Here is a 22,922-nt window from a genome sequence, read left to right as displayed (position 1 = left end):
ACTTCTGCTGTCGGCGATCGTCGGCTGCGCTAATCGGCGCGCGCGCCTGCATGGTGCGTCAGCGCCCGCGCTTGGCCGGGCAGACCACGCACGCGCCCTTCAGGCCGTGTTCCATGCGGTAGCTGCTGTGGTGGTCGCGGGCCAGGAAGGTCGTCGGGCCGAGCACGATGGGCTTGGCCGATCGCGACGGCGCCACCACCTCGCAATAGGCGGCGACGGTGTTCAGCGTGTTCGTGTACGGCTCGTGGCTGTCGACCACCCCGCACTTGTCCATCGTCTGCCGCAATTGCTCGCCGTCGAAATCGAACTTCACCACCACCTCCGGCTCTTGGTCCTGCTCCAGGCACCAGTCCGGCGGCAGGGTGTCGTGGCCGTGGGCGGCCAGGGGCAGGGCAAGCAGCACCGCGACGAGGGCGGCATGAAAGAGGGAACAGTGGGTGGACATCGGAACCTCGCAACGCGCAGAGAAGAGACCTGCAGCCTACGAATGGCGGCGGTGCGGATTCCAGCGCATCCGCGGGTATAGATCGGGAATAAATCCACCTAAGGCGTTGATTTTTCGGCCGTGGCATCCGTGGTGCAGGCGCGAGGCGCGCCACTGTGCAGTCGCTCCGCCTGGCACGGCGTCGCCAATCCGACCCGGTTCGTTCCGTGGGCGGCCCGGCTTCGCCCTCGTGCCGCGCCGACGCGCTGCCTAGCCTGGAATCGCCGGATCGCAGCGTCTGCCGATGCGGCGGTGGCCATCCCCCGGGGGCGATCCACGCACCCCAGCCATCTCCAGTCACTTCCATATAGCGAGAGAACGCTCATGAAGAAGAAGTTCCTTGTCGCAACCGCTCTGCTGGTGGGCAGTGTCGTCGGCGCGCCTGCGCTGGCGGCCGAAAACCCGGTCGACCAGGCCGGCATCCAGCACAACATGTACCTGGGCTGCCTGATGGACCTGAATGCCACGGCCGAAGACGCGCTGACCCTGCTGGTCAAGAAGTGCGGCTATGCCCCCGGCGTGCCGCTGGAACGCTTCGTCGCCACGCAGCAGCCCATCATCGACGCGATCGACCCGACCCGGCCGATGACCGAGAACCTGCCCGGGCTGCGTCAGCAGCTCAGTGCCTACGAATACTCGTTCATCGTGCGCATGGACCAGATCGTGCAGAACGCCGAGGATCTGGATTCGGCAGCGCTGCAGTTCGAGGAACTGGAGCGGGAAGCCATCGCGCGGCTCGATCCCAAGTCGAAGAATGGCGCGCTGATCCTGGGCGGGATGAGCGTGGCCAGGCACTCCACCCAGTACTGGTCCAAGCATGCGGCCGAGAGCGGCGATGGTGTCACGGCGAAAGGACGTTTCTGGAAATGGTTGGCTGTCATCGCAGTGGATGTCCTTGGCTATTTTGCTTCCAATGAGAATGTCGGCACGTCGGCCTCGGCCTCCAACCAGGCCCATGGTGCGATCTTCGGTACGACGACTCCGACTCCCAATCCGCAACCGTGAGCCGATCCATCTGCTCGCCAGTCTTTGGGAACCCCGACCTGAGCGGGCACGTAGAAGGGGAAGGCGCCCGGTGGGCGTCTTCCCGTATGCCGCATCGCGCTGACTGCCGGTGCGCCAGTGGTTGCCTTGCCGGGGCCTTGCGCAGGAACGCCCGGACACCTGGCCACCTGCTACCCCTCCATTTCACGAGGATGTCCATGAACAAAAGACTTTTTGCAATGACCGCCGTCCTTCTGGCCGGCAGTGCCTTCGGTGCCTCCCCCGCGCTGGCGGCCGAGAACCCGGTCGACCAGGCTGGCATCCAGCACAACATGTACCTGGGCTGCCTGATGGAGACCAACGCCTCGCCCGCAGATGCCCTTGCCGTGTTGGTGGAAAAGTGCGGCTATAACCCCGGCATGCCGTTGGAGCGCTTCATCGCCACGCGGCAGCCCATGGTGGACGCGATCGACCCGACCCGACCGATGACCGAGAACCTGGCTGGACTGCGCCAGCAGCTTAGCGCCTACGAATTCTCGTTCATCGTGCGCATGGACCAGATCGTGCAGAACGCCCAGGACCTGGACGCGGCGGCGGTGCAATTCGAGGAATTGGAACGGGAAGGCATCGCGTGGCTCGATCCCAAGTCGAAGAACGGCGCGCTGGTCCTGGGCGGGCTGAGCGTGGTCAGACACTCCGCGCGCTACTGGTCCAAATTTGCGGCCGACACCACATCGAGACAGGCTGCGCCTCCGCACACGGGCTGGGCGATCGTCGCAGCGAGTGATGCGGTGGGCTACTTTCTCTTTGGTGACAGCGAAATGGCGTCAGGCATGTCGTTTCTGGCCTTTGGCATCCTCCTTTCTGAAGGATATTTCCCACTCTACGCATCCCAAGAGTCTTCTCCATGATCCTGCTTCAGGCAACGCAGATGAAATAGGCAGATGCGTCCCCCATCGGGGGCGCCTTTCTGCATCGGGCACACCCGGAAGGCGGACATCTCGTGTGCGGGCGCAGCACTGCACCGTGCTTCTGCAGACCGTTGAGCCAAGGCGGCCTGCTTGTCGCCAGCAACCTCGCTTCCCATGGGAGGCCTCTCCACACTCCCGGTGCGGCGTGCTGGCAGCCGCCCAACCGGATGTCAGGAGCGAGCCGGCTCTATGTGATTCGCAGCGTGCCGGCCGGTATGTGCAACCGGGCGCGGCAGTGCTGCGGCCGCCCTGCATCGCTGTGCCCCATCCCCGCATCGCTGCTAGCATCGGCCGATGGATTCCCTTACCCAGATCGTCCTCGGCGGCGCCATTGCCGCCGCCATCGCGCCGGCTACGCATCGGCGCGCGGCTCTGCTTGCGGGTGCCGCGCTTGGCACCGTGCCCGATCTCGATTCGCTGATCCTGTTGCCGCTGACCCGCGATCCCGTCACGTTGATGACGGTGCATCGCAGCGTCAGCCATTCGCTGTTCGTGCTGCCGCTGCTGGGCTGGCTGATCTGGTGGCTGTTCCGGCGCTTCGGCCATGGACGGGTCGCCGAAGCGCCACGGCGCTGGTTCTGGGCGATCCAGCTGGCGCTGATCACCCATCCGCTGCTGGATGCGTTCACCGTCTACGGCACGCAGCTGTGGTGGCCGCTGCGGCCGCCGCCGACGATGTGGTCGAGCGTGTTCATCATCGATCCCGCCTACACGCTGTGGCTGCTGCTGGCCTGCGCCATCGCCTGGTTCGCCCGCGCGCGCCGCGTGGGGCAGCAGGCGTTGCTGGTCGGTTTGCTGTTGAGCAGCGCCTATTTGGGCTGGTCGCTGCTGGCCAAGCACCTGGTCGATCGCGAGGCCGACCGCGCGCTGGCGGCGATCGGCTTGGCGCAGGCGCCGCGCTTCTCGGTACCGATGCCGTTCAACACATTGCTGTGGCGGGTGGTGGCGATGACGCCGAGCGGCTACGTGATCGGCGAGCGCTCGCTGGTCGCCGATCGCGGGCCGATGCGCTTCCAGGGCTATCCTTCCAACACCCAGGCGCTGGCGCAGGTGCGCGAGCTGCCGGTGGTGCAGCGATTGAGCTGGTTCAACCGCGGCTTCATGCGCGCGCAGGTCAAGGACGGCGAACTGGTGCTCAGCGACCTGCGCATGGGCCTGGAGCCAGACTACAACTTCAACTTCGCGGTGGCGCGCCAGCAGGGCAATGGCTGGCAGGCGATTCCGCCGCGACAGCTGCAGGCGGCGTACCGGGCGCCGGCGGCACGTGGGCAGATTCGGGCAGCGCTGGCGCGGATGTGGCAACGGATCTGGGTCGAACCGGCGTCGCCCGTGCCGGTCGGTGCGCAGGTGCCGACAGCGGCGCGTTGAGCACGGCACACAATCGACCGAGGCATGGCGCGCCCTCATTGGGGAACGAATCGGCGCAAGCATTAATTCTTCGATCATGGAGCGCCCGCTGCAAGCCAGGGCCGCGTCTCCGCACTGCAGCGGTGATGCCCAGTTCGCCAATTCGACCCGGTTCGTTCCCGTCGCGACCCGATTTTGCCCTCGTGCGTCGCCGCAGACCCGCCTAGCCTGAAACCGTCGCATCGCGTCGTGTGCCGATGCGGCGGTGGTCGCCTCGCAGGTGTCCTCCTCAAGAACTTCTGGAGGCCTAGGCCATCCTCTTCCCATCTATTGCATGAGAATGTTCATGAACAAAACGCTTTTTGGCGCGGCTGCCGCGCTCCTGATCGGCAGTGCTTTTGGCGCCGCCCCCGCGCTAGCGGCCGAGAACCCGATGGACCAGGCGGGCATCAAGCACAACATGTACCTCGGCTGCCTGATGGATACCAAGGTCTCGCCCGACGAGGACCTCGCTGTCCTGGTCGAGAAGTGCGGCTACGATCCCGGCATGCCGCTGGAGCGCTTCATCGCCACGCGCAAGCCCATGATCGATGCGATCGATCCGACCCGGCCGATGACCGAGAGCCTGACCGGGCTACGCCAGGAACTCAGTGCCTACGAGTTCTCGTTCATCGTGCGCATGGACCAGATCGTGCAGAACGCCGGGAGCCTGGACGCGGCGGCGGTGCAATTCGAGGAATTGGAACGGGAAGGCATCGCACGGCTCGATCCCAAGTCGAAGAACGGCGCGCTGGTGCTGGGCGGGCTGAGCGTGCTCAGACACTCCGCGCGCTACTGGTCCAAATTCGCGGCCGGCACCACGGCGAAATACGCTGCGTCTCCGGACCCGAACCAGGGCTGGTTGTGGGTCTCAGGGTGCGATGCAGTCGGTTACTTTCTGTTTCGTGACGGCGAGTTGGGTGCTGCCACCTCGCGCGCAGCGTTTCATGTACTTGCTTCACAGGGATATTTCCCGCTCTACGCCTACCAATAGTGCCTCCCCTAAGCTGCTTCAGGGAGTGCAGATGAAGAAAGGCGTTCCCAATGGGGACGCCTTTTCATCAAAAAGAGAATGCGGGCCATGTTGCCACTATTCGGGTGTACAGGCGCCGCGTTGATCCGGACTTCTGCAGGAGACTGAGCCAAGCCGACCCGCATCGCCAGCAAACGCGGCTTCGCCCGGCAACGTCGCGATCGCCGCTCGATACACAGGCTTCACCAGCACCGCCGTCGACGCCGCTCAATACACCGTCGCGTGCGCTTGCACGAACGAATAGAAGAACACCGCGTCCGGGTCGCTCTGTACTTGCGCCATTTCCCGGCGCATGCCGGCCACGGTCTCCGCATCCACCGCGCCGGCCTGCAGCAGGCGTTCGGCAGCCGACAGCAGCAGTTCTTCCCAGAACCCGATCATGGTCTTGCGCCGCGCCGGTTCGCGGTTGTCCAGGTGCAGGGTCTTGATCTGCGTGCTGACGTCGCGATAGCCGCCGGCCAGCAGCAGGTTGCCGAGCTTGGCGCCGACGAACGGGTCGCCGCCATGGTCGTACTGGAAGTCGTTGAACGCCATCCAGTAGCGCCATACGTTCGGCGAGTACGGATGCAGCAGGAACGAGGCGTTCATCACCTCGGTCACGTACACCGGCGAGCCCGGCGCCAGCACGCGCCGCACTTCGCTGAGCACCCGCGCCGGCGACGGTACGTGCTCCAGCACCCAGCACAGGAACGCCGCATCGAAGCTGCGCGGCTGGAACGGCAGGTCGCCGGCATCGGCCTGCTGCAGGGTATAGCGGTCTTGGCACCAGGGCATGCGCTGCAGGTTCTCGCGTGCGGCCTGCAACTGCGCCTCGCTCAGGTCGATGCCGGTGACGTGCAGTTCCGGGAAGCGCCGCAGCAGCACTTCGGTCTGCGCGCCGACGCCGCTGCCCACTTCGAGCAGGCGCCGCGCGCCGGTGTAGTCGATCTGGTTGAACAGGGTGGCTTCCAGCAAGCGCGCCTGTTTCAGCAGGCGCGCCTGCTCGGTGTCGGAATAGCCGTGCAGGTAGGTCGGGGTGTCGGGAGACGAGCGCATGGCGGTGCTCCAGGGAGAAAACGTCAGGCGGCGGCGGACAAGGCCGGTGGCACGCCGGCGATCAGCGCATCGAAGTACTCGGCGGTCAGCGCCAGTTGCGCCTGCGCGCTCTCGGCACGGTTGACCACGGCGCGGAACGCGGCGTTCTCGGGCCGATCCTTGGCGTACCAGCCCAGGTGCTTGCGCGCGATGCGCACGCCTTGCGTCTCGCCGTAGAAATCGTGAAGGGCCTGCAGGTGGCCGAGCAGGGTGTCGCGCACGAACGCCAGCGACGGCGCCGGCAGGAGTTCGCCGGTGGCCAGATAGTGCGCGATCTCGCCGAAGATCCACGGCCGGCCCTGCGCCGCGCGCCCCACCATCACCGCATCGGCGCCGGTCGCGGCCAGCACCTGCGCCGCTTTCTGCGGGGAGTCGATGTCGCCGTTGGCGATCACCGGGATGCGCAGCATCGCCTTGATCTGGGCGATGGTGGCGTATTCGGCCTGGCCGCTGTAGTGCTGGTCGCGGGTGCGCCCATGCACCGCCAGCACGGCGATGCCGCAGTCCTCGGCGATGCGCGCGATGACCGGGCCGTTGCGGTGGTCGCAATCCCAGCCGGTGCGGATCTTCAGCGTCACCGGCACCGGCGAGGCCTTCACCACCGCAGTGAGAATGCGCGCCACCAGCGCCTCGTCGCGCATCAGCGCCGAGCCGGCCCAGGCGTTGCAGACCTTCTTGGCCGGGCAGCCCATGTTGATGTCGATCAGTTGCGCGCCATGGTCGGCGTTGTAGCGCGCGGCCTCGGCCAGTTGCTGCGGTTCGGTGCCGGCGATCTGCACGCTGACCGGGTCCGGCTCGCCGGCATGGTCCATGCGCTGCAGCGACTTGCGGGTCTGCCAGAAGCGCGGATCGGAAATGGTCATTTCCGACACCGCCAGCCCGGCGCCCAGGCGCTTGCACAGCAGCCGGAACGGCTTGTCGGTGACCCCGGCCATCGGTGCCAGGATCACCTTCGGTTCGATCGTGTAGGGGCCGATGCGCATGCGCGTAGTGTAGCGGGGCGTATGCGCTGGCGGGCTGGGCGGCGCCGCGCGGCCGTCAGCGCATCAGCTGGTACAGCTCGAAGCCGTTGTCCTTGCCGTCCAGGATCAGCAGCAGTTCGTTCGGGCCCAGCGCGACCAGGCGGCCGACGCTGTTGCCATGCGTGCCGTCAGAGACATGACCGGGCGCGTACGCCGCTTCCGGCTCGTCGTTGACCGTGCTGGCGCCGAGGAAGGCCAGTTCGCGGCTGCCGGCGGACAGCGGGTACAGCGTGCCGCTGCGCCGCTGCGAGCCGCTGGTCTTGCTCAGGTGATAGCCGCAGGGATCGCGGCGGATCTCGGCCTTGAAGTAGGGATAGGCGTAGGCGAAGTGCGGATCGACCTGGATCGAGCGCACCTTCCAGCGGCCTTCCAATGTGCCGGGCGCCTGCGGCGTCTGCGCGCGCTGCAGCAGGGTCCGCGCCAGCGCCGCGCCCTGTTCCTGCTCGGCATCGTCGTAATGCGCCGCGATCACCTGCTGCAGCCGTTCGGCGGAGATGGTCACCGCGGCGCGGTCGGCATCGGCGGCCAGACTGTTCCAGTCGCAGCGCGGTGCCGCGGCGACGGACAGCGGGAGCAGCAGCGCACACAGCGCGGCGAACTGGGTGACGGAACGGCGGGGCATCGGCAACTCCTTGGCGGATGCGTGGCCGGCGCAGCGCCGGCGCTGGTTTGTGACGGCAGGCAACGGCGACGGCCGGCACCGTCGCGCCGATCGCTCAGCCGGCCTCGGGCGTCAGCCGCGGCATCGACGCCGCCGCGCCTTCGGCCTCGGTGGAGCGCGCCGCATAGTGGTTGGCGAAGCGCACGTGGGTGGCGAACGCGGCGTTCGGCGACTGCGCCAGCGACGCCACCAGGGCGCCGTTGAAGGCGTCGCCGGCGCCGGTGGTGTCCACGGTGTGCGCGGCTTCGGCGCCGATCCGGTAGTAGGGCTGGGTGTCGCCGAGCAGGCGCTCCTCGGGGTGCGAGATGAACGCGCCCACCGCGCCCAGCGTCACCACCACGGTGCCGCCGGGCAGCAGCTTGCGGCACAGCGCGTGCAGGCTGCCGCCATCGGTGGCGGCGACGTCGTCGGCGTCCACGCGCACGCCGACATGGCGCGCCAGCAGGGCGGCGAACTCGGTTTCGTTGGGAGTCAGCACGTCGGCCAGCTTGAGCAGGCCGATGCTGGTCTGCGCATTGGCCGGGGCGGCGTTGAGCACGGTGGTCAGGCCGGCCTCGCGGGCGAGGGCGAGGGTGCCCTCGATGGTCTCGATCGGCGATTCCAGCTGCGCCAGCAGCACCCGCGCCGAGCCCAGCAGCGGGCGCTGCGCCTGCACGAAGTCCAGGCTCAGCGCCGCGTTGGCGCCGGCACCGATGACGATAGTGTTGCGGCCATGGCCGTCGACATAGATGCCGCCGGTGCCGGTCGGCTCGCTGCTGGCCTCGGCGACCAGGGTGATGCCGTCCTGCGCGGCCAGACCGCGTGCCATCGCGCCGCCGGCATCGTCGCCGAGCGCGCAGACGAAGCTGGTGCGCGCGCCGGCACGCGCCGCCGCCACCGCCTGGTTGAAGCCCTTGCCGCCGGGGCCGGTGCTGTAGCGGCCGGCGATGGTCGCCCCCGGTGCGGGCAGATTCTCGCAACGCCACACATGGTCGACATTGAACGAACCGACGACGATGACCGAACTCATAGGCATGTACTGCTTCTCGACTGGAACTGAAAAAGGAAAAACGGTGGAGCGGATGTTGCGGCCGGATCAGGCGAAGTGCGACAGCACCCCGGCGATGGTCGCGGTCATGAAGGTGGCGATCGAGCCGCCCAGCACCGCACGCAGGCCGAAGCGGGCCAGGTCGTGGCGGCGCTCCGGGGCCAGGCCGCCGATGCCGCCGATCTGGATCGCGATCGAGCTGAAGTTGGCGAAGCCGCACAGCGCATAGGTGGCGACCAGCCGGCCCTCCGCGCTCAGGCTCACGCCCGGCACCTGGCCCTGGACGATACGCGACAGCTCGGTATACGCGACGAACTCGTTGATGACCACCTTCTGGCCGATCAGCGAACCGACCGTGGTCGCATCCGGCCACGGCGTGCCGATCACCCAGGCCACCGGCGCCAGCACGTAGCCGAAGATGGTGGACAGGTTGGTCGGGCGGCCGATGACGCCGGCCAGGCCGGTGACGTCGCCGATCCAGGTCAGCGGCGCGTTGACCAGCGCGATCAGCGCGATGAACGCCAGCAGCATCGCGCCGATGTTCAGCGCCAGGCGCAGGCCGTCGCCGGCACCGGCGGCAGCGGCGTCGATCACGTTGCTGGTGGTCTTCTCCACTTCCATCTTGACCGTGCCGCGGGTCAGCGGCGTGCCGGTTTCCGGGATCAGCAGCTTGGCCACCACCAGCGTCGCCGGCGCGGCCATGATGCTGGCCGCCAGCAGATGCTTGGCGTAGAACGCCTGCTGCGCCGGGTCGCCGCCGCCGAGCATGCCCACGTAGGCCGCCAGCACGCCGCCGGCGATGTGCGCCATGCCGCCGATCATCATCGTCAGCAGTTCGGACTCGGTCATGCGCGGGATGTACGGGCGCACCGTCAGCGGCGCCTCGGTCTGGCCGATGAACACGCTGGCGCAGACGCTGGTGGTCTCGGCGCCGGACACGCGCATCACCTTGGTGATCGCCCAGGCCATCACCCGCACCACCGCCTGCATCACCCCCAGGTGGTACAGCACGCCCATCAGCGCGGAGAAGAAGATGATGGTCGGCAGCACCTGGAAGGCGAAGATGAAGCCGTAGGTCTTGGTGTCGAGCAGGCTGCCGAAGATGAAGCTGGAGCCTTCGTTGACGAAGCTCAGCACCTTCACGAACACCTGGCCGAGCCAGTCGAACACTTCGCGGCCGCCGGGGACCAGCAGCACCAGCGAGGCGAAGCCGATCTGCAGGACCAGGCCGGTCGCGACCAGCTTCCAGTCCACCGCGCGGCGGTTGTTGGAGAACAGCCAGGTGATCCCGATCAACACCGCCAACCCGAACAGGCCGAAGCCGATCCTTCCCAATCCCTCGACCATCTGCGTCCCCGGTCCCCGACCAAAGACGGGAAGCCTAGTGCAGGGGGTGACGGCCGGCAAGGCGAGCGGTGTTCAGATGGGGGATTGGGGATTTGGGATTGGGGATTCGCAAGAGCGGGGTGCCCTGCTGCTGGCAGGGCGGTGTCGGGCGCGGCCGCTACACTGTGCGGCCGCCCCCGGCTGTGCCGCGGGTTTGTTCAGGAGGAGTTGCCATGCATTACCGTCGCCTCGGTGCCACCGGGCTGCAACTGTCGGCGCTGTCGTTCGGCGCCTGGATCAACTTCGGCGGGCAGACCGGCCGCGACGAAGCGCGCAACCTGATCGCCGCCGCCTGGGACCACGGCATCAACTTCTTCGACAACGCCGAGGTCTATGCGCATGGCCGCGCCGAGCAGGTAATGGGCGACGTGATCGCCGACCTGCGGCTGCCGCGCGACGGGTTCTGCGTGTCCAGCAAGGTTTACTTCGGCGCGGTCGAGTCGCCGCGCCCGACCCAGCGCGGGCTCTCGCGCAAGCACGTCACCGACGCCTGCCATGCCGCGCTCAAGCGGCTGCGGGTGGAGTATCTGGATCTGTACTACTGCCACCGCCCCGATCCGGACACGCCGGTGGAGGAAACCGTGCGCGCGATGGACGCGCTGATCCGCCAGGGCAAGGTGCTGTACTGGGGCACCTCCGAGTGGCCGGCCGAGCGCATCCGCGAGGCGGCGCAGGTGGCGCGCGCGCTGGGCCTGCACGGGCCGTCGATGGAACAGCCGCAATACAACCTGCTGCACCGCGAGCGCGTCGAGCAGGAATACGCGCCGCTGTACGCCGAACTCGGCCTGGGCACCACCATCTGGTCGCCGCTGGCCTCGGGCCTGCTCACCGGCAAGTACAACGACGGCATCGATCCGGCCTCGCGGCTGGGCCAGGAGCGCAATGCCTGGCTGCAGCAGGAGGTGATCGGGCCGCCGGCGCAGCGCCGCATCGAGCGCGCGCGTGCCTTCACCGCGCTGGCCGCGGCCGAGGGCGTGGCGCCGGCGTCGCTGGCGATCGCCTGGTGCCTGCGCAATCCGCACGTGTCCACGGTGATCCTCGGCGCCAGCCGGGTCGCGCAGTTGCTGGAGAACCTGGCCGCGCTGGAATTGGCCGCGCGCGACGACGCGGCATGGTGGGAGCGGGTCGAAGCCGCCGTGCGCTGACGATGTGTGCGTGCGCCGCCGCGATGCAGCGGCGGCGCGCCAGCGAGCGGCGAGGGCGTTGCGATTTTCGGAATCTTTCGCGGGCGCAGTTTCGATCAGGACTGCGAATCGAATCGGGCGAGAATGGGTCTTGATTAAGTATTGAGAATCATTATCATCTCGATGCACCCCGTGGATGGAGTTCGACCATGACCGCTCAACCCGTGCTGTTGCGTCACCCCGAGACCCTGAGCCTGCGCGAGCGCACCGTGCCGCGCGCCGTGCCGGCCGAAGAAACCATCAGCAGCCAGGCGCTGCTCAAGGGCCGCCGCGAAGTGCTGATCCAGCACGGCGACCGCGTCTATCGCCTGCGCCACACCAGCAACGACAAGCTGATCCTGACCAAGTAACGCCGTCCGGCCGCCGCGCGCGGCCGGCCTTTCCGCTCGACCTGCCGCCACCTGGCCGACGCCCCTGCGCGTCGGCCGCGGCCGCCTCGCAGTCGCGATCCTTCTCTCCCCCTCGGCCAGGCGCGGATCCCGCGCCGTGCCGGTCGAGGGTCTTCCGCGACCACCGATGCTCCCCATGTTCCGTACCGCCCCGCTCACCGGCGCGCTGTGGCTGGCCCTGGCCGCCGGCGCGCATGCCGCTCCTGTCTCTTCCTCCAACGCCGACGCCGACGCCAGTGCGGCGTCCGCCGTCCGCGATTTCGACCGCCTGCAGGTCACCGCCACGCGTACCCAGCGCGCCATCGTCGACGTACCTGGCAGCGTCGATGTGATCGACCGCGAACAGATGGACCGCGCCCTGGTCCACGACCTGAAGGATCTGCTGCGCTACACGCCCGGCGTGTCCGCCACCGGCAACAGCGGCCGCTTCAGCGGCATCTCCGGCATCCGCATCCGTGGCCTGGATGGCAACCGAGTGCTGATCCAGACCGACGGCATCCCGGTCTCGGACACCTTCAGCTTCGGCAGCTACCTCAACGCCAACCGCAATTTCGTCGACATGGACACGCTCAAGCGCGTGGAGATCGTGCGCGGCCCGGCCAGCGCGCTGTACGGTTCGGATGCGCTTGGCGGCGTGGTCGCCTACGTCACCAAGGATCCGGCCGACTATCTGGCGCCGGGCAAGGACAGCTACGTCGGCCTGAAGTTCGGCTACGAGAGCGAGTGGAAGGGCCTGTTCGCTGGTGCGCTGGTCGCCTTCGGCGGGGACCGCTGGAGCGCCATGGCCGCGCTCAGCCATCGCCAGGGCCAGGAAAGCGAGACCCAGGGCGACAACCGCAGCATCGGCGCCGCCCGCACCGCGCCCAATCCGCTCAGCAGCGATGGCCGCAGCCTGCTCAGCAAGCTGGTCTACGCGCCCAGCGCCAACCAGCGCTTCAAGCTGACCGTCGAAGGCAACGAGGACTATTCGCGCATCGATGCGCTGAGCAACGTCACCGCCAGCATCCTGTCGCAGCGCGGGCGCGACCATCAGACCCGCGCCCGCGTGTCGCTGGGGCACGAGGTGGACCAGCTCGACACGTGGCTTGCCGACGACCTGCAGTGGCAGCTGTACCGCCAGGACAGCCAGAGCCTGCAACGCACCGACGAGCGCCGCAGCAACGCCACCCTGCGGCACATGGAGCACGACTTCGACCAGCGCCTGTACGGACTGCAGGCCAATCTGCACAAGCGGGTGGAGCAGGGCCGCGTCGTGCACGACATCAGCTACGGCATCGACCTGTCGCACACCGACACCCACGAGAAGCGCGACGGCCACACGCTGAACCTGCGCACCGGCGCGATCAGCAAGACCGTGGGCATGGAAACCTTCCCGGTTCGCGACTTCCCGATCACCGAGACGCTCAAGGCCGGCGCCTACCTGCAGGACGAGATTGCGCTGGCCGACGGCCGCGTCAGCCTGATCCCGGCGCTGCGCGCCGACTACTACCGGCTGTCGCCGCAGGTGGATGCGATCTTCGCCACCGACAATCCCGGCGTGGCGGCGAAGAAGATCAGCGACCGCAACGTCTCGCCCAAGCTCGGCGCGATCTGGCGCCTGGACGACGCCTGGTCGCTGTACGCCAACTACGCGCACGGCTTCCGCGCGCCGCCCTACAACGACGTCAATATCGGCTTCACCAACCTGCTGATCGGCTACACCGCGATCGCCAATCCCGACCTGAAGCCGGAGACCAGCCGCGGCGCCGAACTGGGCGTGCGCTACGCCGGTCCGGCCGTCTACGCCGGCCTGAGCGCCTACCGCAACGCCTATCGCGACTTCATCGAGTCCTACCGCTTCGTCGGCTTCAACGCCGACGGCCTGATGCTGTATCAATCGCGCAACGTCGACCGGGTGACCATCCGCGGCGTCGAGGCCAAGGCCGGCATCGACTTTGGCGCACTCGACGCGCGCTGGACCGGCTGGTCGCTGCAGGCCAGCGCGGCCTATGCGCGCGGCGACAACCGCACCGACGGCACCCCGCTCAATTCGGTGGATCCGCTGCGTGGCGTGCTCGGCCTGGGCTACGACCGCAGCACCTGGGGCACGCAACTGGTCGCCACCGCGGTGGCGAAGAAACGCCGGCCGGAGCTGCCGACCTATTACACCCCGGCCGGATACGCGACGCTGGACTTGCTCGCGCACTGGCACTTCACCGAAGGCGCGCGGCTCGACGTCGGCGTGTTCAACCTGGCCGACCGCCGCTACATCGACTGGAACATGCTGCCTGGCGCGACCCTGGCCAGCAGCAGCGTGCTCGACCGCTATACCGGCGCCGGGCGCAACGTCTCGGTCAGTTTGGCGCTGGACTGGTAGCGGCGCGTGCGCACGGTGTCGCCAGCGCGGACGGAGCAGGAGCGGATGGCCGCGTTTGCGCCGCTGCCGCGTCCGGCGCAACTGGCCTCGCTGGGCACCGTGCTGTGCCTGTACCGCGCCCGCACCGGCGCCGAGCTGATCGGCTGGCGCCACGCCCGCAGCGTGGCCGCGCACCTGGACGTGGACAGCGACGGCGTGCTGGAGAGCCTGCGCTTCTACGACCGCCAGCAGCAGTGCTGCTGGCGCCTGTACCTGCTGCCGGACAGCGATTTCGTCGCCTGGGACATGCTGCTGTCGGCGTTGCCCGCGGCACAGGACGCCGCCGACGGCAGTGTTGCCGAGCGACTGTGGCGGCGCGTGGCCGGTCGCCTGCGCGGCGATGGATGGCATGCACGGGCGCTGCGTCTGCACGCGGCCGATGGCGTGCTGGCGGCCAGTGTGGCCGGCGTGTCGCCGCTCGGCGCCAGCATCGCCAGGCGCATCGCGCGCCTGGAGGCGGCCGAGGGCGACGTGCTGGTCGACGACTGCTGTTGCGCCCGCGCCGGTCGCACTGCGCCGCGTCCCGATCCCGAGCGGCCGTGGCCGCTGCTGCGATTGTGAGTGGCCGATCGCGCTTCCCCGTTTCCCATCAACAACAACCACACCTCTCGATGATGAAAGCTCCGCCTCTGTTCTGCGCCCTGCTGCTTGCCGGCAGTCTTCCCGTCCACGCCGCGGAGGCCGATCCGGCCCGCGACCGCGCCAGCATCCTGGCGATGCAGGGCGAGTACACCGTGGCGTTCGCCTTCGACGAGACGGTGCTGCTGCAACCCGGCTACACGCGCGCCGCGCCAATGCGCAGCGGCGGCGACGAAGTGGTGATCGTGGTCGAGGACAGCCCGCGCAAGGTCGTGCTGCAGCACCTGCTGGTGGAGCCCAAGAGCGGCCACGTGACCAAGCACTGGCGCCAGGACTGGATCTACGAGGCGCCGCAGCGTTTCGAGTTCAGCGCCGACCAGACCTGGCAGGTGCGCCCGCTCGACGCCGCGGCCACCCGCGGCGCCTGGACCCAGTGCGTGTACGAGGTCAGCGACGCGCCGCGCTACTGCGGCACCGGGCGCTGGGACTACGCCGATGGCCATCCGACCTGGACCAGCGACCTGAGCTGGCGCCCGTTGCCGCGCCGCGAGTACACCAAGCGCAGCGACTACAACGCACTGGCGGTGATCAACCGGCACACGTTGACCCCGGCCGGCTGGACCCACGAACAGTTCAACACCAAGGTGCTGCGCAAGCCCGACGGCAGCCAGCAGGCCATCGCCCGCGAGTTCGGCTTCAACGACTACGTCAAGACCACGACCGTCGATTTCGCCCCGGCCTACGCCTATTGGAAGGCCACCCAGGGCTACTGGGCCAGGGTGCGCGCGCGCTGGGACGGCCTGCTCGGCAAGGCGCCGGGCGTGCAGCTGAAGACCAAGGTCGACGGCATGGCGATCATCGTGCCGCTGTTCGGCCAGGCCGAGGCGGTGCAACAGGGCAAGCCGGTCAGCGATGCGCAACTCGATGCGGTGTTCGCGCAATGGACGGCGCCGGCACCGGCCGCGCGCTGAGGCCAGCGCCGGCGCCACAGCCAGGGTGGGGAAGGCGGCCGGGATGGCGCCTTCCCCTTTTTTGCGTTTCACCGATACGCGGGCGCTCGTGCCCGGCGGCGACCCGTTGTGGAGAGACGCCCGAGTCGCTCAGCGCTGCATGCCCCAGCGGCGCACGGTGAGCCGTTCCAGCACGCGGAAGCCGGCGCCTTCCACCACCAGGCCGAGCAGGATCACCATCGCCAGACCGGCGAAGACGCGGTCGGTGTAGAGCTCGTTGCGATTCTGGAAGATGTACCAACCGAGGCCGCCCTGGCCGGAGGTGGCGCCGAACACCAGTTCGGCGGCGATCAGCGTGCGCCAGGCGAAGGCCCAGGCGATCTTCAGGCCCGACAGGATCGCCGGCAGCGCGGCCGGCACCAGGATCGCGGCCACGTAGCGCAGGCCGTGCAGCCCATAGTTGCGCGCGGCCATGCGCAGCGTCTCCGGCACGCCCTGGAAACCGGCGTAGGTGTTCAGCGCCAGCGGCCACAGCACCGCGTGCACCAGCACGAACACCAGGCTGCCGTTGCCCAGGCCGAACCACAGCAGGGCCAGCGGCAACAGCGCGATCGCCGGCAACGGATTGAACATTGCGGTCAGCGTGCTCAGCAGGTCACGTCCGATCCGGGTCGAGACCGCCAGCGCGGTCAGGCCGAAGGCCAATGCCACGCCGAGCGCATAACCCTGCGCGAGCATGCGCAGCGAGGCGCCGACACGGCCCAGCAATTCGCCCGTCCATATCCCGTCGACGAAGGCACGCGCGGTCTGCAGGAAGCTCGGCAGCAACAGGTCGTCGTCGAGCCAGCGCGCCGCCGCTTCCCACAGTGCCGCCAGCGCGACCAGCACCAGCGCCTGGCGCAGCCAGTCCGGGACCTGCCGCCGCCGCGCCACGGCCGCCGGCACGGCGGCGGTGTAGGGCACGACCGGGTTTTCGTACTCGGCGCGGATCGGCGGCCGCAATGGTGCGGCGGCGCTCATGGTGCGGCCTCGCGCACGCCGGCGCGTCGGAGCAGCGGCGCCACGTTGCTGGTGGCCGTCGCCATTCCCTCGGTGTCGTCGCCGACGTCGGTGGTGCCCGGCGCATCGAACAGCAGCCGGTGGATGCGCTGTGCGGCGTGCTGGAACGCCGGGCTGCCGACGCTGCCGGGCCCGAAGCCGTGGCTGTTGAGTTCGGCGCGGACCTGGCCCGGATGCGCCGACAGCAGCACGATGCGGCTGCCGACCAGCAAGGCCTCCTCGATCGAGTGGGTCACGAACATCAGGGTGAAGCGGGCCTCGTCCCACAGTTCCAGCACCTCCTCCTGCATGCGCTGGCGGGTCAGCGCGTCGAGCGCGGCGAACGGCTCGTCCATCAGCAGCACGCGCGGCTGCATCGCCAGCGCCCGCGCGATCGCCACGCGCTGCTTCATGCCGCCGGACAAGGTGTGCGGATAGGCATCGGCGAACGCGGACAAGCCGACCTTGTGCAGGAAATGATCCGCGCGCTCGCCCGCTTCGCGCCGCCCCAGCTTGCGTGCCGCACGCAGGCCGAAGGCGACGTTCTGACGCACCGTCTTCCACGGCGCCAACTGGTCGAATTCCTGGAACACCACCACCCGGTCCGGTCCCGGCGCGCGCAGCACCTGCCCATCCAGGCGGATCTGTCCTTCGCTCGGCGTGACGAAGCCGGCGATGGCCTTGAGCAGGGTCGACTTGCCGCAGCCCGACGGGCCGAGCAGCACCATGCGGTCGGCAGCGTACACATCGAAGCTGACCTGATGCGTGGCGCGGACCACGCGCGATCCGCTGGCGTAGTCCAGGCTGACCCGCTCGAGCTGCAGCAACGGCGCCGGCGTCAAGGCGAAGCGGTTCATCTCAGCTGCCTCCGGCGACTTGCGCGCTGTCGAAGAAATAGTCCTTGACCGAGGTCGGCGCCTGCTTGATCGCGCCGATCCGGGACAGGAACTGGCCGAGCTTGAGCGTGTTCTGCGGCGCGGTCTTGAGCTGCACCTTCGGGTCCTTGAGGATGCGCAGCACCAGCGCGCGATCGATCTTGCCGCCATTGCGGCGCACGAACAGGTCCGCCGCCTGTTCCGGCTGGCGTTGCACGAAGACCGCCGCCTCGGCCAGCGCGGCGACGAAGGCCTGGTAGGTCTTGGGATTGTCGCGGCGAAATTTCTCGGTGGCGTACAGCACCGTGGCCGAGGTCGGGCCGCCTTCGATCGCGTACGAGTCGAGCACGATGTGCGCCTTCGGGTTGCGCGCCAGTTCCTGTTCCTGGAACGGCGGGCTGGCGAAGTGCGCGGTGATCTCGGTGCCGCCGCGGATGATCGCTACGGCCGCGTCGGGATGCGGCAAGGCCACCTGCTGCGCGTCCAGCTGGTTGTAGGCGCGCTCGCCCCAGCGCTGCGCCGAGGCGTGCTGCAGCAGCCGCGACTGCACCGACACGCCGACCGCCGGCACCGCGATGCGGTCGCGCGGGCCGAAGTCGTCCAGGGTCTTGATCCGCGGATCGTTGCTGATCAGGTAGTACGGGAAGTTGCCCAGCGAGGCCACGCCGCGCACGTTCTGGCGGCCGCGCGTGCGGTCCCATAGGGTGAACAGCGGGCCGACGCCGGCGCCGGCCACGTCGATCGACCCGGACAGCAGCGCATCGTTGGCGGCCGCGCCGCCGGACAACTGCACGGTCTCCACCGCGATGTCGATGCCGGCGGCCTTGCCGTGCTTCTCGATCAGCTTCTGCTCCTGCGCCACGTCCAGCAGCAGGTAGACGATGCCGTACTGCTTGGCGATACGCAGCCGGCCTTCGGCCTGCGCAGGCTGGACGTGCAGCAGCGCGACGGCGAGCAGTGCGGCGGCGAACCAGCGCAGTCGCCGCGGCGCGGCGGCGGGCGGCGCGATGGCCGGGAGAGCGGGCAAATCGGAAGCGGTCATGCGTCGTTCCAGTGGGGGAGGGGACTACGCGGTCGGAAAGCGGCGGATGCGCGCGTGCAGGGGCGTGGCTCAGAACGGCACGTCGCCCTCGATGGTGGTGCGGTGCAGGCGCCGGCGCAGGTGGTCCGGGGTGCCGCCGGCCAGGTGGGTGACCGAGCGGTTGTCCCAGAACACCATGTCGTGCGGCTGCCATCGGTGCCGATAGACCAGCGCATCGGCGCTGCTGTGCGCGAACAGCGCCTGCAGCAGCGCATCGCTTTCGTCCTGCGGCAGGCCAACGACGCGGGTGGTGAAGTGCTCGCTGACGAACAGCGCGCGGCGCCCGGTCTCCGGATGGGTGCGCACGATCGGATGGCGCACCGGCGGCACTTCGTCGATCTGCGCCTGGGTCAGCGGCGGCCGCCACGGATTGCGCTTGCGCAGGTCCTCGTACTTGGCCAGGTAGCTGTGCTCGGCCAGGCGTCCGTCGACCGCGCGTTGCAGCTCAAGCGGCAGCGTGTCCCAGGCCAGGTGCTGGTTGGCGAACAAGGTGTCGCCGCCCTCGGCCGGCAACTCCTGCGCCAGCAGCATCGAGCCCAGGCTCGGGGTCGGCTTGTACGACAGGTCCGAATGCCAGTAGTGGCCGGCATCGCCCAGCCCGATCGGCTGGCCATGCTCCTTGATGTTCGACACCACCAGCACTTCCGGGTGATCGCGCAGCTGGAACTGGCGCAGCACATGGATCTGCAGCGGGCCGAAGCGGCGGCTGAAGGCCACCTGTTGCGCCGGGGTGATGCGCTGGTCGCGGAACACCAGCACGTGGTAGTGCAGGTGGGCGCGATGCAGCAGCGCGAACGTGCTGGCGTCCAGCGGCTGGGTCAGGTCCAGCCCCAGCACCTGCGCGCCCAGCGGCGCGGCGAACGGTTCGATGCGGACCGTCGGCGCGGCGGCGGCCGGCCGTGTTGCGATGGATGCGCGTGGCATGCGGCGGCCTCGTCTGCGAAGGATGCGACGCCGCGGCTCCGGCATGCGGCGTGCACACCCACTCTAGGCCGCGTCCGGCGCGCGCCGAAGCAACGATTCGGATGGTGCTTATACGCAACCGGCATATGTGTGGTGCCGGGATTGGGGATTGGGGATTCGGGATTCGCAGTGGTCTGTGGATCCCCGGAGCCGTTGCGCGCCGCCGATGGTTTCAAGCATGCGTGGGCGATGCCCGCGTCTTGCAGCGGCCCGGTGTGCCGGGCCGCCGTGTGCTCAGTTCTCGCGCAAGGCCAGCGCCGGCGGCGTGCGCAGGATGCGGCGGGTGCCGGACCAGCCGGCGAGCAGGCTCAGCGCCACGCCGCCGAGGCCGCCGAGCAGCAGCGCCGACCACGGTGGCGACAGCGCGAGGTCGAAGGCCTGCCTGGCCACCACCACACCGATGATCGCCGCCGCCCCGACCGCAAGGATCGCCGCGAGCAGGCCGAGCGCGCCGAACTCCACCAGCACCGCACCGCGCAACTGCCCACGGCGTGCGCCCAGCGTGCGCAGCACCGCGCTGTCGTAGCGGCGCTCGCCGGCAGTGGCCTGCAGGGCAGCCAGCAACACCAGCGCGCCGGCCAGCAGGCTGAAGCCCATCACCAGTTGCACGGCCTGGGCGACGCGGTCGATGACCTCGCGCACCCGCTGCAGGATCGCGTCGATGTCCAGCAGCGACACGTTCGGATAGGCACGGCTGAGCCCGCTCAGTTGCGCGGCCGAGGCGCGCGGCAGGTGGAAGGCGGAGATCAGGTTATACGGCGCATCCTGCACCGCGCCGGCGTTGAGCAGCAGGAAGAAATTGACCCGGAACGAATCCCAGTCGGCCTTGCGCAGGCTGGTCACGGTGAAGCTGCGCTGCTGGTCGCCGAGCAGCAGGGTGATGCGGTCGCCGAGCTTGAGCCCGTAGCGCTGCGCCCAGCCTTCCTCCACCGAGGCCTCGGCGGCGGTGCTGTCGGCGGCCCAGAAGCGGCCGGACAGCAGTCGGTTGGCCGCGGGGAACTCGTGCCGCCAGGAGAAGTTGATCGGCCGGTCGCTGCCGTCGCCATCGTCCTCCGGACCCTGCTCGCGGCGCTGCGGCGGCTTGCCGTTGATCGCCACCAGCTTGCCGGTGCTGAACGGTTCCACCGCCGCGTCGGCGACGCCGAGCGTGCGCAGGGTGCCCAGCACCTGCTCGGCCTGGTCGGGCTGGATGTTCATCAGGAAGTAGTTGGGCGTATCCGCCGGCAGCCGGTCGCGCCATTGCCCCAGCAGGCCGGGGCCGATCACCGCCAGCAACAGCAGGGCGCACAGCGACAGCGACAATCCCACCAGTTGCACCACGCTCAGCGCGCGGCGCCGGGTCAGCGCCGCCAGGCCCAGCTTCCACGGCCCGCGCAGGCGTCCCTGCAGCCGCCGCAGCACCGCCAGCAGCACGCCGCCGACCGCCGCGGCCAGCGCCGCCAGCAGGGTCAGGCCGCCCAGCACCCAGGCCGCCAGCACGCCGTCGCCGGTGGCGTACACCGCCAGCACCACGGTGGCGACCAGCGCGGCGGCGTAGACCAGCAGTGAGGTCGGCGGCAGCGCGGCGAAGCTGCGGTTGAGCACGCGCATCGGCGGCACGTCGCGCAGGCGCAGCAGCGGCGGCAGGCCGAAGCCGAGCAGCAGCAACAGGCCGATGCCTGCGCCGGCCAGCGCCGGCGTCGCCTGCGGCAGCGGCAGGCGGTTGGGAATCAGGCTGCCCAGCGCTTCGACCAGGCCGACCTGGGCCAGCATGCCCAGGCCCACGCCGAGCGCGCAGGCGGGGATCGCCAGCAGCAGCAACTGCAGGGCCAGCGCGCCGAGGATGTCGCGCTGGCGCGCGCCCAGGCAGCGCAGCACGGCCACGTTGTCGATGCGGCGCAACGCGAAACGGTTGGCGGCCAGTGCGGTGGCGACGCCGGCCAGCAGCACCGCCAGCAACGCGGCCAGCGCCAGGAACCGTCCGGCGCGGTCGAAGGCGCCGCGCACGCCGCGCTGGGTGTCCTCGATGCCGACCAGGCGGAACGCCTTGGCACGCGGCGCCAACCATGCGCGCAGGGCGGCGATCTCGCCGGGCGCGCCGGCGAACATCAACCGATAGGAGGCACGGCTGCCAGGGCCGAGCAGGCCGGCGGCATCGACGTCGGCGCGGTTGACCAGCAGCGGCGGCGACAACTGCATCAGTTCGCCAGAGGCATCCGGTTCGGCGCGCAGCACCCGGGTCACGCGCAGCGTGCCGGCGCCGAACTCCAGCGCGTCGCCGAGCTTCAGCCCCAGCGCCTCGAGCAGACGCGGATCGGCATAGGCCTCGCCGCGTGGCGGCGGCCCGGCGCGTTCGCTGCCGGCACCGACGGTGTCGCGCGCGACCAGCAACTCGCCGCGCAGCGGATAACCCGCGCTCACCGCCTTGATGTTGGCCATCTGGCTGGCGTCGCCATGGAACAGCACGCTGGGGAAACTGACCATGCGCGTGCTGCGCAGCCCGCGCCGCTGCGCCTCCTCGGCGAAGGCGGCGGGGATGTCCTGGCGCCCGCTGACGCCGAGGTCGCCGCCGATCACCTCGGCGGCGCTGCCGGTCAGCGCCAGGGTCACCCGGTCGACCAGGGTGCCGACCGCGGTCATCACCGCCACGCCCAGCACCAGCGCGGCGAACACGGTCAGCAGATCGCCGGCGAACAGTTCGCGGCGCAGTGCGCGCGCGGCGTGGCGCAGCACGTTCATGCGGCATCCGCCGCGTCGGCGGCGCGCAGGCGGCCGCCGTCGAGGCGGTAGCGGTGCTCGCAGCGCTGCGCCAGGCGCATGTCGTGGGTGACCAGCACCAGGGTGGTGTCGCTGCCGGCGTTGAGCGCGAACAGCAGGTCGCTGATCTGCTGCCCGGTGGCCTGGTCGAGGCTGCCGGTGGGCTCGTCGGCGAAGAGGATGCGCGGCCGCGCCACGAACGCGCGCGCCAAGGCCACGCGCTGCTGCTCGCCGCCGGACAGTTGCCGCGGGTAGTGCCGCGCCCGCGCGCTCAGCCCCACCGCCTCCAGCACCTCGCGCACCCGCGCCGGATCCTCGCGTCCGGCCAGTTCCAGCGGCAGGGCGATGTTCTCGGCCGCGGTCAGCGACGGCAGCAGGTGGAAACTCTGGAACACGAAGCCGACCTCGCGCGCACGCAGCGCAGCGCGCGCTTCCTCGTCCAGCGCATTGAGCGACTGCCCGGCCAGCACGATCTCGCCGCGCGTCGGCAGGTCGAGGCCGGCCAGCAAGCCGAGCAGGGTGGTCTTGCCGGAGCCGGAGGCACCGACGATGGCGACGCTGTCGCCTTCACCGATGGTCAATCCGACCTTGTCGAGAATGTGGACCGTACCCTCCGGTCCGCTGACGGATTTGCCGACATCGCGCACGTCGATGGCGATGCCGGCGCGAAGCGTGGGGGCCTGACTGTCGATGAGGGAATCTCC

General features: G+C 69.4%; 21 protein-coding genes. 9 read left to right on the top strand and 12 right to left on the bottom strand.

Annotation, left to right across the window (positions count from 1 at the left end; genetic code table 11):
- Positions 1–58 precede the first annotated feature (58 nt).
- Positions 59–445: a hypothetical protein gene (locus tag AC1PLR_RS17405; protein WP_481101791.1), complete on the bottom strand. Its 387-nt coding sequence runs from the start codon at positions 443–445 to the stop codon at positions 59–61.
- Positions 446–808: 363 nt separating this feature from the next.
- Between AC1PLR_RS17405 and AC1PLR_RS17400 the strand changes: the two genes are divergently transcribed.
- The 4 genes from AC1PLR_RS17400 (at position 809) to AC1PLR_RS17385 (ending at position 4,819) form a co-directional block, all read left to right on the top strand.
- Positions 809–1,489 carry a hypothetical protein gene (locus AC1PLR_RS17400; protein ID WP_481101790.1) on the top strand — a complete coding sequence of 227 codons (681 nt, stop codon included), beginning with the start codon at positions 809–811 and terminating at the stop codon, positions 1,487–1,489.
- A 197-nt stretch (positions 1,490–1,686) separates the two neighbouring features.
- Positions 1,687–2,379 (top strand): hypothetical protein, encoded by a 693-nt coding sequence (locus AC1PLR_RS17395; protein ID WP_481101789.1) that lies wholly within the window; start codon positions 1,687–1,689, stop codon positions 2,377–2,379.
- Between the two features lie 354 nt (positions 2,380–2,733).
- On the top strand, positions 2,734–3,807 hold the full coding sequence (locus AC1PLR_RS17390; protein WP_481101788.1) for a metal-dependent hydrolase: 1,074 nt from the start codon (positions 2,734–2,736) through the stop codon (positions 3,805–3,807).
- Between the two features lie 325 nt (positions 3,808–4,132).
- On the top strand, positions 4,133–4,819 hold the full coding sequence (locus AC1PLR_RS17385) for a hypothetical protein (RefSeq protein ID WP_481101787.1): 687 nt from the start codon (positions 4,133–4,135) through the stop codon (positions 4,817–4,819).
- A 246-nt stretch (positions 4,820–5,065) separates the two neighbouring features.
- Here AC1PLR_RS17385 and AC1PLR_RS17380 read toward each other — a convergent pair whose 3' ends face one another.
- The 5 genes from AC1PLR_RS17380 to AC1PLR_RS17360 all read right to left on the bottom strand — a co-directional run bounded on the left by AC1PLR_RS17380 (position 5,066) and on the right by AC1PLR_RS17360 (position 9,989).
- Entirely contained in the window at positions 5,066–5,893 is an 828-nt protein-coding gene (locus AC1PLR_RS17380) for a class I SAM-dependent methyltransferase (RefSeq protein WP_010342188.1), read from the bottom strand.
- 23 nt (positions 5,894–5,916) lie between these two features.
- Complete coding sequence (dusB, locus tag AC1PLR_RS17375; RefSeq protein WP_481101786.1) at positions 5,917–6,915, bottom strand: tRNA dihydrouridine synthase DusB; 999 nt, start codon at positions 6,913–6,915, stop codon at positions 5,917–5,919.
- 55 nt (positions 6,916–6,970) lie between these two features.
- Complete coding sequence (locus AC1PLR_RS17370; RefSeq protein WP_481101785.1) at positions 6,971–7,576, bottom strand: DUF4893 domain-containing protein; 606 nt, start codon at positions 7,574–7,576, stop codon at positions 6,971–6,973.
- A gap of 94 nt (positions 7,577–7,670) precedes the next feature.
- Positions 7,671–8,624: a ribokinase gene (locus tag AC1PLR_RS17365; protein WP_010342191.1), complete on the bottom strand. Its 954-nt coding sequence runs from the start codon at positions 8,622–8,624 to the stop codon at positions 7,671–7,673.
- 66 nt (positions 8,625–8,690) lie between these two features.
- Entirely contained in the window at positions 8,691–9,989 is a 1,299-nt protein-coding gene (locus AC1PLR_RS17360) for a NupC/NupG family nucleoside CNT transporter (protein ID WP_010342192.1), read from the bottom strand.
- A 212-nt stretch (positions 9,990–10,201) separates the two neighbouring features.
- Between AC1PLR_RS17360 and AC1PLR_RS17355 the strand changes: the two genes are divergently transcribed.
- The 5 genes from AC1PLR_RS17355 (at position 10,202) to AC1PLR_RS17335 (ending at position 15,546) form a co-directional block, all read left to right on the top strand.
- Entirely contained in the window at positions 10,202–11,173 is a 972-nt protein-coding gene (locus tag AC1PLR_RS17355) for an aldo/keto reductase (RefSeq protein ID WP_371183291.1), read from the top strand.
- 188 nt (positions 11,174–11,361) lie between these two features.
- Entirely contained in the window at positions 11,362–11,562 is a 201-nt protein-coding gene (gene hemP, locus AC1PLR_RS17350; protein ID WP_017907561.1) for a hemin uptake protein HemP, read from the top strand.
- A gap of 175 nt (positions 11,563–11,737) precedes the next feature.
- Entirely contained in the window at positions 11,738–13,957 is a 2,220-nt protein-coding gene (locus tag AC1PLR_RS17345) for a TonB-dependent hemoglobin/transferrin/lactoferrin family receptor (protein WP_481101784.1), read from the top strand.
- Positions 13,958–14,002: 45 nt separating this feature from the next.
- A complete protein-coding gene (locus AC1PLR_RS17340; protein ID WP_481101783.1) occupies positions 14,003–14,557 on the top strand; it encodes a Hemin transport protein in 555 nt (184 codons plus the stop codon).
- 50 nt (positions 14,558–14,607) lie between these two features.
- Positions 14,608–15,546: a DUF6607 family protein gene (locus AC1PLR_RS17335; RefSeq protein ID WP_481101782.1), complete on the top strand. Its 939-nt coding sequence runs from the start codon at positions 14,608–14,610 to the stop codon at positions 15,544–15,546.
- Positions 15,547–15,675: 129 nt separating this feature from the next.
- Here the strand turns inward: AC1PLR_RS17335 and AC1PLR_RS17330 are convergent, their stop codons facing one another.
- From AC1PLR_RS17330 to AC1PLR_RS17305, 6 genes are all read right to left on the bottom strand, one after another.
- Entirely contained in the window at positions 15,676–16,545 is an 870-nt protein-coding gene (locus tag AC1PLR_RS17330) for an ABC transporter permease (protein ID WP_481101781.1), read from the bottom strand.
- Positions 16,542–17,420, bottom strand: a complete 879-nt coding sequence (locus AC1PLR_RS17325) for an ABC transporter ATP-binding protein (protein ID WP_481101780.1) — start codon at positions 17,418–17,420, stop codon at positions 16,542–16,544. The genes AC1PLR_RS17330 and AC1PLR_RS17325 overlap by 4 nt, the downstream gene beginning before the upstream one ends.
- Position 17,421: 1 nt before the next feature.
- The gene (locus AC1PLR_RS17320; protein ID WP_481101779.1) at positions 17,422–18,480 is read right to left on the bottom strand and encodes an ABC transporter substrate-binding protein; all 1,059 of its coding nucleotides are present in this window, start codon (positions 18,478–18,480) and stop codon (positions 17,422–17,424) included.
- A gap of 69 nt (positions 18,481–18,549) precedes the next feature.
- On the bottom strand, positions 18,550–19,443 hold the full coding sequence (locus AC1PLR_RS17315; protein WP_481101778.1) for a TauD/TfdA dioxygenase family protein: 894 nt from the start codon (positions 19,441–19,443) through the stop codon (positions 18,550–18,552).
- Positions 19,444–19,716: 273 nt separating this feature from the next.
- Positions 19,717–22,200, bottom strand: a complete 2,484-nt coding sequence (locus AC1PLR_RS17310) for an ABC transporter permease (RefSeq protein WP_481101777.1) — start codon at positions 22,198–22,200, stop codon at positions 19,717–19,719.
- Positions 22,197–22,799, bottom strand: coding sequence for an ABC transporter ATP-binding protein (locus tag AC1PLR_RS17305; protein ID WP_010342203.1), 603 nt, complete (start codon positions 22,797–22,799; stop codon positions 22,197–22,199). Before AC1PLR_RS17305 ends, AC1PLR_RS17310 begins: the two co-directional genes overlap by 4 nt.
- Between the last annotated feature and the right edge of the window lie 123 nt (positions 22,800–22,922).

The organism is Xanthomonas sp. NCPPB 3570 (assembly GCF_056725115.1).
This window is presented reverse-complemented; position numbering and strand designations above follow the sequence as displayed.